This window comes from Streptomyces sp. NPDC104313 (assembly GCF_055583985.1).
On sequence record NZ_JBVJMW010000005.1, the window covers coordinates 418,118 to 430,538 of the forward strand.

Consider the following 12,421-nt stretch of genomic DNA (forward strand, 5'->3'; position numbering starts at 1 on the left):
GGAAACCATGGCCCCAGCCGCCATGCGTACTGCCGCCGCACAATCACTCTCCGGCGCCAAGCCGGTCTCCTACTGGCTCGACGACCCGGCCAGACCCGACGCGCTGCCCGCCCTCACCGGCGACGAGCACACCGACCTGCTGGTCATCGGCGGCGGCTACAGCGGCCTGTGGACCGCGCTCATCGCCAAGGAGCGCGACCCGGACCGCGACGTCGTCCTCATCGAGGGGCACGAGGTGGGCTGGGCCGCCTCCGGCCGCAACGGCGGCTTCTGCGCCGCCTCCCTCACCCACGGCCTGGCCAACGGGGTGGAGCGCTGGCCGGACGAGATCGCGGAGCTGGAGGAGCTGGGGGAGCGGAACCTCGACGCCATCGAGGCCGCGGTCGCCCGCTACGGCATCGACTGCGAGTTCGAGCGCACCGGCGAGATCGATGTCGCCACCGAACCCCACCAGCTCCGGGAGCTGCGGGAATGGCATGAGGAGATCGTGGGCCTCGGCATCACCGGCGTGGACTTCCTGGACGGTGACGCCCTGCGCGCGGAGGTCGACTCGCCCACCTTCCTCGGCGGGCTCTGGGACCGGCGCGGCGTCGCGATGCTGCACCCGGCCAAGCTCGCCTGGGGCCTGAAGCGGGCCTGCCTGGAGCTGGGCGTACGGATCCACGAGCACACCCGGGGCCTGGACCTGGTCCGTTCCGGATCCGGAATGGCGGTCCGCACCCCGTACGGCCGGGTCTTCGCGCGCCGCGTCGCGCTCGGCACCAACATCTTCCCGTCGCTCGTCAAGCGGATCCGCCCGTACACCGTGCCGGTCTACGACTACGCGCTGATGACCGAGCCGCTCACCCCCGAACAGCTCGACTCCATCGGCTGGAAGGGGCGTCAGGGGCTCGGCGACAGCGCCAACCAGTTCCATTACTTCCGGCTCTCCGCGGACAACCGGATCCTGTGGGGCGGATACGACGCGATCTATCCCTACGGAGGCAGGCTCAGCGCCGATCTCGACCAGCGTCCGGAGACGTTCCTGAAACTCGCGGAGCAGTTCTTCACCTGCTTTCCGCAGCTGTCCGGACTGCGTTTCTCGCACGCCTGGGGTGGTGCGATCGACACCTGTTCCCGCTTTACCGCGTTCTTCGGCACGGCCTACCAGGGGCGGGTCGCCTACGCCGCCGGATTCACCGGTCTCGGCGTCGGATCGACCCGGTTCGGAGCCGATGTGATGCTCGATCTGCTCTCCGGCGAGGAGACCGACCGGACCCGTCTGGACATGGTCCGCTCCAAGCCGATGCCCTTCCCGCCGGAGCCCTTCGCCTGGGCCGGGATCGAGATCACCAAACGGTCCCTGGCACGGGCCGACAGCAACGGCGGGCACCGCGATCTGTGGCTGAGGACCATGGACAGACTGGGCCTCGGCTTCGACAGCTGAGCCCTGTCCGGCCCAGGTCAGATGCTGTGACCCACCTCACTACCAATCGGTAGCCCCAACCCGCGTCATAGTCGGCGCCGAACGCTCTCTCGCACGTGTACGCACCGGCGGAACTCCGCCGGTGCTCACGTCAACGGGAGGCTGGTCATGACTGGCTCGGAAACGAAAGCCGCGGTCGAGTGGCTCACATCGGTGGCACCGGACCCGGCCGCCTGCCGGTGGGAGTGGGAGCGCAATCCGCGGGGGATCGCGCTCCTTCCGGCCGGCAGGCGCTGGGACGTTCTGATCCTCCCGGGCGGGCTGGGCTACCCGACGCTCGACGTCCTCACGCGTCTCGTCGACCGCCCGGGCCCCGTTCTCGCCGACGCCGGGGCGGCCCGGCTCGGCTTCTTCGTCCCACCGGGCACCGCCTCCCGCTGGATCGGCACCGGCATCAGGGGCTGCGGCCAGGGCACCTGGATCGTCGTCCCGTACCCGCGGCGGGCCACCGGGGGGGTGCACTGGCTGGTCCCGCCGGACGGCTCGGGGATCCTCACCGACGCCGGACTCCTCGAACTCGCGATGCACGAGGCGGCGGGCGAGGCCGCCCGGCGCGCCCGCGGGGAGCGTCCGGAGGACTGAGCCGGCCGCCAGAGGTCTTGACAACCTGATTGGTCTGGACCATGTTGTGCGCACGCCAATCCCCGAATCCCCCCTGCGCGGAGGCTGCTGTGCAACGCACCGGACCAACCGTCAGATCTTCCGGACTTCTGGCCGTCTGCTCGGCCATCCTGCTCGCCGCCGGAGCCCTGGTCGCCACGGCTCCGGCGGCCCGCGCCGCCGATGTGGACCTGGCACGCAACGGCGGCTTCGAAGCGGGCCTGGACGGCTGGAACTGCGCGGCCTCCAGCGGGGCGGCCGTCTCCACGCCGACCCGCAGCGGCACCTCCGCGCTCAAGGCGACCCCGGCCGGCAACGACCACGCCAAGTGCTCCCAGAGCATCACGGTCAAGCCCAACTCCTCGTACACGCTGAGCGCCTGGGTGCAGGGCAGCCACGTCTACCTCGGCGCGTCCGGCACCGGGACCACCGACGTCTCCGCCTGGACGCAGTCACCCGGTGCGTGGAAGCAGCTCACCACCACCTTCAGGACCGGCCCCTCCACCACCTCCGTGAGCGTCTACACCCACGGCTGGTACGGCACCCCGGCCTACTACGCCGACGACCTCACCCTCGTCGGTCCCGGTGGCGAGCCCGTGGTGATCCCGGCCGTCCCCGCCGGGCTGAAGACCACCGCGCTCACCTCCTCCTCCGTCGCACTCTCCTGGAACGCCGTGTCCGGCGCGAGCGGCTACCACGTCTACCGCGGCGGTACGAAGGTCGCCACGGCCACCGGTCCCTCCGCCACCGTGACGGGCCTGACCCCCTCCACCGCGTACAGCTTCCAGGTCACCGCCACCAACGCGGCCGGGGAGTCCGCGAAGTCGGCCGCGCTCACCGCGACCACCACGGCGGGTGGCGGAGGCGGCGACACCAAGCTCCCGCCCCGCGCCCTCGTCGGCTACCTGCACTCCAGCTTCGCCAACGGCTCCGGCTACACCCGGATGGCGGACGTGCCCGGCTCCTGGGACGTCATCAACCTCGCCTTCGGCGAGCCCACCTCCGTCACCTCCGGCGACATCCGCTTCGCGCTCTGCCCGGTCGCCGAGTGCCCGAACGTCGAGTCCGAGGCGGAGTTCAAGGCCGCGATCAAGGCCAAGCAGGCCGCGGGCAAGAAGGTGCTGATCTCGATCGGCGGCCAGAACGGACAGGTGCAGCTCGCCTCCACCGCCGCCCGGGACGCCTTCGTCACCTCGGTCTCGAAGATCATCGACACCTACGGCCTGGACGGCCTGGACATCGACTTCGAGGGCCACTCCCTCTCCCTCAACACCGGCGACACCGACTTCCGCAGCCCCACCACACCGGTGATCGTCAACCTGATCTCCGCGGTGAAGTCCCTCAAGGCGAAGTACGGCCCGGACTTCGTCCTCACGATGGCGCCCGAGACCTTCTTCGTGCAGCTCGGCTACCAGTTCTACGGCTCCGGCCCCTGGGGCGGACAGGACCCGCGCGCCGGCTCCTACCTGCCGGTGATCCACGCACTGCGCGACGACCTGACCCTGCTGCACGTCCAGGACTACAACTCGGGCCCGATCATGGGCCTGGACAACCAGTACCACTCGATGGGCGGCGCCGACTTCCACATCGCGATGACCGACATGCTGCTCGCGGGCTTCCCGGTGGCGGGCGACACCAGCAAGGTCTTCCCGGGCCTGCGCCCCGACCAGGTCGCCATCGGCCTTCCGGCCTCCACCCAGGCGGCCAACGGCCACACCTCACCGGCCGAGGTCAACAAGGCGCTCAACTGCCTGATCAAGAAGACCGACTGCGGCTCCTACCAGACCCGCGGGACCTGGTCCGACCTGCGCGGCCTGATGACCTGGTCCATCAACTGGGACCGCTTCAACAACGGGGAGTTCTCGAAGAACTTCGACGCCTACTTCGGCAGCTGACCCACCACAGGGGCGCGAGCACCCAAGGCCCCAGGCACCAACTGGCCAGCACGTCCAGCGGCCAGTGGTAGCCGTGCAGCACCAGACCGATGCCCGTCGCCGTGGTCAACAGGATCGCGGCGACGGGCATCATCCACGCCCGGGGCCAGGACGCCTCCCGGAGCCACGACGGGCGGGGGAGGGCCATCAGCACCAGAGCCGACGCCCCGTACGCCACGGCGGCCGTGGCCGTATGGCCGGACGGGAAGTAGTTGACCGCCTCGGTCAGCGGCCCCTGCCGGGCCGTGGCCACCTTCAGCGGGATCACCAGCGCGGGCACCGCCGCCATGGTGAGGGCCGCGTACACGGCGAGCCGCCGGGCACCGCGCCACAGCGCGTACGCGACCACGCAGGCCAGTACCGAAAGCGCCACCGGCATCCCGCCGAGGTCGGAGAGTACCTGGGTCAGGGCGGCCGGGCCGTGCCCGAACAGCTCCCCGCCCAGGCGCTCGTCGAGGCGCAGCAGCGGACCCTCGACGGCTACCTGCCAGGTGATCAGCGAGAAGAGGACCGCGAGCAGACCGAGGACGAGGGGAACGAGAGGGGCCGGCCACCCGGGAACAGGGGGGGTTGTTCCGGGATGGCCGGCGAGATCGGTTCGCCGCGCGCCCCGGGGGGTGTGGGGCGGGCGGCCGTCCGATCGGTGAGGAGTCCCGGAGCCAGAGGCTCCGGTGTGCGCGAACGCACGCCCGGGACGGCACTGGGGAAGCCCCGGCCCGGCGTCGGCCGCGGTTTCCCGCGACCGAGGTGTTTCTCTCATCCGCAGAAACCGTACGGCAGCGGAGGGGCGGCCGACAGCCGCCACCGCCTCCCGCCATCGCCCTCGCACACGTTCTTCACAGGCTCTCACCCGGATGGCGGACGGAAGCGGCGAAACGCCCCCGCCCGTTTCCCGGGTTCGAAGGATCAGAGCGTGTCGAACGCCTGCTCGATCACATCGAGGCCCTCGTTCAGCAGGTCCTCACCGATCACCAGCGGCGGCAGGAAGCGCAGGACGTTGCCGTACGTACCGCAGGTCAGAACCATGACGCCCTCGACGTGGCAGGCCTTCGCGAGCGCGCCGGCCGCCTCCGGGTCCGGGTCCTTCGTGCCGGACTTCACCAGCTCGATCGCGATCATCGCGCCGCGCCCGCGGATGTCGCCGATGATGTCGCCGTTCGGGAGCTTCGCCCGCATCTTTGCCAGGCGGCCCTTCATGACCTCCTCGATCCGCTTGGCCTTCCCGTTCAGGTCCAGCTCACGCATCGTCTCGATGGCCCCGAGCGCACCGGCGCAGGCCACCGGGTTGCCGCCGTACGTACCGCCCAGGCCGCCCGCGTGCGCGGCGTCCATGATCTCGGCGCGGCCCGTCACGGCGGACAGCGGCAGACCGCCGGCGATGCCCTTGGCGGTGGTGATCAGGTCCGGGACGATGCCCTCGTCCTCGCAGGCGAACCACTGGCCGGTACGGCAGAAGCCGGACTGGATCTCGTCCGCGACGAACACGATGCCGTTGTCCTTCGCGAACCGCGCGATCGCCGGAAGGAAGCCTTTGGCCGGCTCGATGAAGCCGCCCTCGCCGAGCACCGGCTCGATGATGATCGCGGCGACGTTGTCCGTGCCGATCTGCTTGGTGATCTCATCGATGGCCTGCGCGGACGCCTCGGCACCGGCGTTCTCGGCACCGGTCGGCCAGCGGTAGCCGTAGGCGACCGGGACGCGGTAGACCTCGGGCGCGAACGGGCCGAAGCCCTGCTTGTACGGCATGTTCTTCGCCGTCAGCGCCATCGTGAGGTTGGTGCGGCCGTGGTAGCCGTGGTCGAAGACGACGACGGCGGTGCGCTTGGTGTAGGCACGGGCGATCTTCACCGCGTTCTCGACGGCCTCGGCGCCCGAGTTGAACAGCGCGGACTTCTTCGCGTGGTCGCCGGGCGTCAGCTCGGCGAGCTGCTCGCAGACCTCGACGTACCCCTCGTACGGCGTGACCATGAAACAGGTGTGGGTGAAGTCCGCGAGCTGCGCGGACGCCCGCCGCACGACGGCCTCGGCGGACGCGCCGACGGAGGTCACGGCGATCCCGGACCCGAAGTCGATCAGCCGGTTGCCGTCCACGTCCTCGATGATCCCGCCGCCGGCGCGGGCGGTGAACACCGGCAGGGTGGAGCCCACACCTGCGGCGACGGCGGCGAGGCGGCGAGCCTGCAGCTCCACCGACTTCGGGCCGGGGATGGCAGTGACGACGCGGCGCTCCTGCGGGATTGCGGTCATGAGGGGCTCCTGGGGGTGTTTCGGACGCTCTTCTCCTCGCAGGCTAGGGGCGCGGGAGGGGTGCGGGCATGCTCCGATCGGGAGTGGTGGGGGTGTGTCCTTGTCCTCGGCGGACAGATGGCGGACAGATGGCCGACGGATGGTGGACGGATGGCGGGACGGGGCGGCCCGCGTCCGCTCGGCCTCCCGGGACGGTCACTATCCGGGCGCGTTGCTGAACTCACCGTGCGCGCCCACTAGATTGACCGGGGCAGCGGACGGACCGGCAGGTCAAGGGGGCAGTGGTTCATGGACGACGACGGCACGCGGGGTGTACGGGGAACGAGCGCGGACAGGGTTCGGGGACCGGCCCTCCCGCCACCGCCCACGACTCCGCCGCGGGAGCCCCCGCCCGCCGCCGGCCCGCGTCCGGCGGCCCCGCCCGTCGAGCAGCGCCCGGCCCGGCCCGGACCGGTCCCGCCGGTCGAGCGGCCGCTCCCCGCAGCCCCGGTCGACGCCTGGCTGCGCACGCCCCGCCCGCCGCAGGAACCGGGCGTCTGGCGGTACGGATACACCCCGCCGCCACCCGAGGAGCCCGAGGGCGTCTCGAACCGGTCGCTGCTGGTCGGAGCGCTGATCACGCTGCTGTCCGCGCTGCTGCTGTGGTCACTGTGGCGCAACGGCTATCTTCCCTACCGCCTCGTCCCGCTGAAGCTCTTCACCCCGGGGGAGTGGTGGAACCCGGGAACGTCCGGCGGCCCCCGCACCATCGAGGGCAGCGACGCCCTCACGGTGTACGAGGCGATCCTCTTCGGCCTGCTGGTCTTCGGTTGCGGCCGGATCGGCAACCTCTCCGAGCTGTTCCGCCGCTATGTCGCCGACCGGGGACAGCCCTTCCTCGCGCTCGCGGCAGCCGCCGCGGCGGGCCTGACCCAGCTGCTCGTCTGGCAGGAGGCGCTTCCGGTCGTCCGCCCGGTCCTGGTCCTGGTCGCCTCCGTCGCGGGCGGCGAGATCTACCAGAGCCAGAGCGTCGTCAACGTGATCTACGCGGTGATCGCCGCCGCCGTCCTCTGGCCCTTCGCCCGGCTCGGCCGCTGGCGCGAACTGGTCCCCGCCCGCCGCGGTACCGCCGCCCCGGCGCCGGACGGCCACCCGGCGGCCCCCGCCGCCACGACCTCCGCCGACCAGTGGCCCGAGCTGCGCGCCGCGGGCTGGACCGACGCCGCGGACACCCTCACCGCCGAGGCGCGTACCGGGCGGATGAACGACGTCGACGCGGCCCGGCTGCGCCACGCGTGGACGCTCGCCACCAAGCGGCCCGACCGGCTCGCCCCCCTCGCGGAGGCCGTGCTCCGGACCGGGGGCGCCGCCGCCCTGCACCCCTCCGGCCACCGTGACCTGCCCCGCCGCGTGGCCCGCCACGACGTGCTCACCGGCCAGGTCAGGATCGGCCGGTGCGCGGACGACCCGCACAACCCCTATGTCCGCCGGGGTACGGGCCTCGCCCTGGACCCCGCGCTGCTGGGCACCTCCCTGCTCGCGGTCGGACCACCCGGCGCCGGGAAGTCCGCCCGGCTGATCCGGCCGGTCGTCGAGGCCCTCGCCCTGCGCGCACTGGCCGGACAGGCCGCGGTCCTCGTCGTCGCAGGGGCGGGCGCGCCGCTCGGTCCGGACGACGCCTTCGACGTCGTCGTCCGCCTCGGCCATCCCGGTTCCGCCCACGACATCGACCTGTACGGCGGCACCACCGACCCCGATGAGGCGGCGGCCGTCCTCGCCGAAGGGCTCGTCGGCGATGTCGGCAGCCTCGACAGTCGCCGGGCCACCACGGTCCTCGCCCAGCTGCTCGGCCCCTACCGTGCGGCCCGCGGTCACTTCCCCTCCGTGCCCGAACTGCGTGAACTCCTCGACGGCACACCGGCCGCGCTCGCCGGGCTCCGGGCCTCCCTCGAAGCCGCCGGCCACCACGCGATGCTCCGCGAGCTGGACGCGCGGTCCCGGCAGGCGGGCGGCGCGGGCGACCCCGCACCGGCCCTCGCCGACCGCGTCGCCCTGCTCGACCGGCCCGCGTTCACCGGATTCTTCGCCACCGGCCCGGACGCCCGCCCGTTCTCGCTGCGGGCGCTCGGCCAACACCCGCTGCGGGTCCGCGTCGACCTGCCGGAGCGCGGCCACGCGGAGGCGTCCCGGCTGCTCACCCGGCTGCTCCTCGCCCAGTTCACCGCGATCACCGCCGCCCGCACCGACACCACACTCTTCGCCTGCCTCGTCCTGGACGACGCCACCCACGCCGTCACCGCCGAGACCGTCCGCGGCATCCGGCGACTGCGCTCGGTCAACGCCGGGGCGGTACTCGCCCTGCGGACCGTCGACGACGTCCCCGAGACCCTGCACACCCCGCTGCTCGGTGCGGTCGGCTGCACGGCAGCCTTCTCCGGCATCACCACCTGGGACGGCAGACGCTTCGCCGAGGCCTGGGGCAAGGAATGGGTCGAGACCCGCGAGGTCGCCCAGCACACCGTCTTCGCCGACCAGCCGTTCACCCGCGCCCTGCACGCCCTGCGCAAACTCGTCACCGGCAAGGCCGTGACCACGGACGCGGTGACCGTACGGCGGATCGAGCGGGAGCGCTGGTCGGCCTCGGAGCTGGCCTACGCGGTCCCGGCGGGCCACGCGGTCATCCGGTTGACCACGGTCGAGGGAGACCACGCACCGCCCCTCCTCGTGCACCTCGAGGGCTGAGACACCTACCGGGAAGTAGGGCGAAGGGCGGCTGAGAGCGGTTACAGAGACTCTGCCGCCCTGGCAGAATCGGAGACAGCCGTTCATACGCGACGGCGAAATTCGGTGTCACCGATCCCGGCCGTGATCCGGCCGTCCGTACGGCGGCGCCGAGACCCCGTCCCCGACCTCGAGGGTTCCCGGCCCATGCCCCCCACGCTCGCCTCGCTCGTCCAGCACTCGGCGCTCAAGCTCACCGTGCGGGCGGGAGCGGACCGGCTCGGCACCCCCGTGCGCTGGGCCCACGCCAGCGAGCTGGCCGACCCCGTCCCGTACATGGACGGCGGCGAACTCCTCCTCGTGACCGCCACCAATCTCGACGCCGCCGACCCCGAGTCCATGCGGCGCTACGTGCGGCGGCTGGCCGGGGCCGGGGTCGCCGGGGTGGGGTTCGCGGTCGGGGTGAACTACGACGACATCCCGGCCGCCCTCGTGGAGGCCGCCGAGGAGGCCGGGCTGCCGCTCCTGGAGGTCCCCCGTCGCACCCCGTTCCTCGCCATCAGCAAGGCCGTCTCCGCCGCCATCGCCGCCGACCAGTACCGTGCGGTCACCGCCGGCTTCGAGGCCCAGCGCGAGCTGACGAGGGCCGCGCTCGCCGGGGACGGACCCGGCGACCTCCTCGCCCGGCTCGCCGCCCACATCGACGGCTGGGCCGCCCTGTACGACACCTCCGGCGCGGTGCTCGCCGCCGCCCCCGACTGGGCCGCCCGCCGCGCCGCCCGCATCACCCCCGACGTCGAACGCCTCCGGGACAGACCCGCCCCCGCCAGCATCGTCGTCGGCGACAACGAGGACCGCGTCGAGCTCCAGTCGCTGGGCTCGGGCCGCCGGGCCCGCGGCGCGCTGGCCGTCGGCACCGGCGCCGCGCTGGGCACCGCCGAGCGCTACGCCGTGCACTCCGCCGTCGCCCTGCTCACCCTGACCACCGCCCGCTCCCGCTCCCTCCAGGGCGCCGAACAGCGCCTGGGCGCCGCCGTCCTGCGCATGCTGCTCGCCGGGCAGCCCGACCACGCGCGGGCGGTCGCCGGCGACCTCTACGGCGGGCTGCTCGACGCCCCGTTCCGGCTGCTCATCGCCGAGGCCGCCGCGCCCGCCGGATCCGAGCTGCTCACCGAGACGATGGAGGCCGCCGCCGCCCGCACGGGCGAGGCGCTGCTCCTGGTCCCCGAGGGCGAGCGCGTCGTCGTGCTCGCCGCGGACGGCGGCTCCGCCGTCGCCGCCTGCGCCTCCTACGCCGAGGCGCAGGACGACCGTGCCCCGCGCGAGGGCGGCACCGAGGGCAGCGACGTCGTGGTGGGCCTCTCCGCCCCCTCCGGCCCGATCGCCGTCTCCGCCGCGTACAAGCAGGCCGAACAGGCCCTCTCCGTCGCCCGCCGCCGCGGCAGGGCGCTGGTCGAGCACGAGGAACTGGCCGCCGGCTCGGTGCTGCCGCTGCTCGCCGACGACGCGGTACGGGCCTTCGCCGACGGCATGCTCCGCGCGCTGTACGAGCACGACGCCAAGGGCCGCGGCGACCTCGTGGCCTCCCTGCGCGCCTGGCTCTCCCGCCACGGCCAGTGGGACGCCGCCGCCGCGGACCTGGGCGTGCACCGGCACACCCTGCGCTACCGGATGCGCCGGGTGGAGGAGATCCTGGGCCGCTCGCTGGACGATCCGGACGTCCGCATGGAGCTGTGGCTCGCCCTCAAGACGACCGAGGCGGCGACGCCCGCCGAGGAGTAGCCCCGCCCGCCTGCCCCTGGCCAAACCGGAGCAGCGGACACCCGCACCGCTCCACCCCGGACAAACACGATCCCGGCCTCCCCGCCCTACCGTGGGACCACAGAGGGGAGCCTTCCGGGTGCCCGCCTCCGTCACGACCTCCTCACGACCTCCGAAGGGCCGGAACCTCCATGACTTCGCCCCACGCCTTCTGGGTGGCCGGCCGCCAGGCCACCGGTGCCGACAGCTTCGACGTCACCAACCCGTACGACGGACGCCTCGTCGGCACCGTCAGCGTGCCGACCGACGCCCAGGTCGAGGAGGCCGTCGCCGCCGCCCACGCCGTACGCGAGGAGTTCGCCGCGACCCCGGCGCACGTACGGGCGACAGCCCTCGACCACGTCGTACGGCGGCTGACGGAGCGCACCGAGGAGATCGCCCGGCTGATCTCGGCGGAGAACGGCAAGCCGATCAAGTGGGCCCGCGGCGAGGTCGGCCGGGCCGTGTCCGTGTTCCGGTTCGCCGCCGAGGAGGCCCGCCGCTTCAACGGCGGCGAGGCCCAGCGGCTCGACACCGACGCGGGCGGCACCGGCCGCCTCGGGCTGACCCGGCGCTTCCCGCGCGGGGCCGTCCTCGGCATCGCGCCCTTCAACTTCCCGCTGAACCTCAGCGCCCACAAGGTCGCCCCGGCCATCGCCGTCGGCGCCCCGATCATCCTCAAGCCCGCCCCGGCGACGCCGATCTCCTCCCTGATCCTGGGCGAGCTGCTGGCGGAGACCGACCTCCCGGCCGGCTCCTGGTCCGTCCTGACGGTCCCGAACGACAAGATGCCCGCCCTCGTCCAGGACGAGCGCCTGCCGGTCATCTCCTTCACCGGCTCGGGCCCGGTCGGCTACGCGATCATGGAGTCGGTGCCCCGCAAGCACTGCACCCTGGAGCTCGGCGGCAACGGCGCGGCGGTCGTTCTCGGCGACTACGCGTCAGAGGCGGACCTGGACTGGGCGGCGACCCGGATCGCCACCTTCTCCAACTACCAGGGCGGCCAGTCCTGCATCTCCGTGCAGCGCGTCATCGCCGACGCCGCCGTCTACGACCGGCTCGTCCCCAGAATCGTCGCCGCGGTCGAGGCCCTGGTCACCGGTGACCCGGCCGACGCCGCCACCGACGTCGGCCCCCTCGTCAGCGAGGACGCGGCCAAGCGCGTCGAGTCCTGGGTCGACGAGGCCGTCCGGGGCGGCGCCGAGCTGCTCACCGGCGGCAAGCGCGACGGGGCCACCTACGCCCCGACCGTCCTCGCCGGCCTCCCCGACGATGTGAAGCTCTCCCGCGAGGAGGTCTTCGGCCCGGTCATGTCCCTCCAGAAGGTGGAGGGCGAGGCCGAGGCGTTCGCCGCCGTCAACTCCTCCAAGTACGGCCTCCAGGCAGGCGTCTTCACCCACGACATCCAGACCGCCTTCCGCGCCCACCGCGCCCTGGAGGTCGGCGGCGTGATCGTCGGCGACGTCCCCTCGTACCGCGCCGACCAGATGCCGTACGGCGGCGCCAAGCAGTCCGGCGTCGGCCGCGAGGGCGTGCGCTACGCCATGGACGACTACACCTACGAGCGCGTCCTGGTCCTCACCGGCCTCGCCCTGTAGAACCCCGGACGACCCCCGCCCGCGCCCCCGCCTGGACAGCGGGTGCGGGCGGGGGCGAGAGACGGACGGCCCGAACC

Annotated in this window: 8 protein-coding genes; 6 read left to right on the forward strand and 2 right to left on the reverse strand. The window is 73.0% G+C overall.

From position 1 onward, the window contains the following. Positions 1-7: 7 nt before the first annotated feature. The 3 genes from ACZ60Q_RS15395 to ACZ60Q_RS15405 all read left to right on the forward strand — a co-directional run bounded on the left by ACZ60Q_RS15395 (position 8) and on the right by ACZ60Q_RS15405 (position 3,960). Positions 8-1,426 (forward strand): NAD(P)/FAD-dependent oxidoreductase, encoded by a 1,419-nt coding sequence (locus ACZ60Q_RS15395; protein WP_469633658.1) that lies wholly within the window; start codon positions 8-10, stop codon positions 1,424-1,426. Between the two features lie 147 nt (positions 1,427-1,573). Next, a complete protein-coding gene (locus ACZ60Q_RS15400) occupies positions 1,574-2,047 on the forward strand; it encodes a hypothetical protein (protein WP_469633662.1) in 474 nt (157 codons plus the stop codon). A gap of 89 nt (positions 2,048-2,136) precedes the next feature. Next, positions 2,137-3,960, forward strand: coding sequence for a chitinase (locus ACZ60Q_RS15405; RefSeq protein ID WP_469633666.1), 1,824 nt, complete (start codon positions 2,137-2,139; stop codon positions 3,958-3,960). Here the strand turns inward: ACZ60Q_RS15405 and ACZ60Q_RS15410 are convergent. Together ACZ60Q_RS15410 and gabT are read right to left on the reverse strand one after the other, a co-directional pair. Next, positions 3,911-4,759: a phosphatase PAP2 family protein gene (locus ACZ60Q_RS15410; RefSeq protein ID WP_469633669.1), complete on the reverse strand. Its 849-nt coding sequence runs from the start codon at positions 4,757-4,759 to the stop codon at positions 3,911-3,913. The two genes, ACZ60Q_RS15405 and ACZ60Q_RS15410, sit on opposite strands and share 50 nt — an antisense overlap. Positions 4,760-4,905: 146 nt before the next feature. Beyond that, entirely contained in the window at positions 4,906-6,246 is a 1,341-nt protein-coding gene (gene gabT / locus ACZ60Q_RS15415) for a 4-aminobutyrate--2-oxoglutarate transaminase (RefSeq protein WP_469633671.1), read from the reverse strand. A 288-nt stretch (positions 6,247-6,534) separates the two neighbouring features. Here gabT and ACZ60Q_RS15420 point away from each other — a divergent pair, with 288 nt between their 5' ends. From ACZ60Q_RS15420 to ACZ60Q_RS15430, 3 genes are all read left to right on the forward strand, one after another. Beyond that, positions 6,535-8,967, forward strand: a complete 2,433-nt coding sequence (locus ACZ60Q_RS15420; protein ID WP_469633673.1) for an ATP/GTP-binding protein — start codon at positions 6,535-6,537, stop codon at positions 8,965-8,967. Positions 8,968-9,153: 186 nt separating this feature from the next. After that, on the forward strand, positions 9,154-10,728 hold the full coding sequence (locus ACZ60Q_RS15425; RefSeq protein WP_469633676.1) for a PucR family transcriptional regulator: 1,575 nt from the start codon (positions 9,154-9,156) through the stop codon (positions 10,726-10,728). Positions 10,729-10,898: 170 nt separating this feature from the next. Further along, entirely contained in the window at positions 10,899-12,344 is a 1,446-nt protein-coding gene (locus ACZ60Q_RS15430) for an aldehyde dehydrogenase family protein (protein WP_469633678.1), read from the forward strand. Positions 12,345-12,421: the final 77 nt, after the last annotated feature.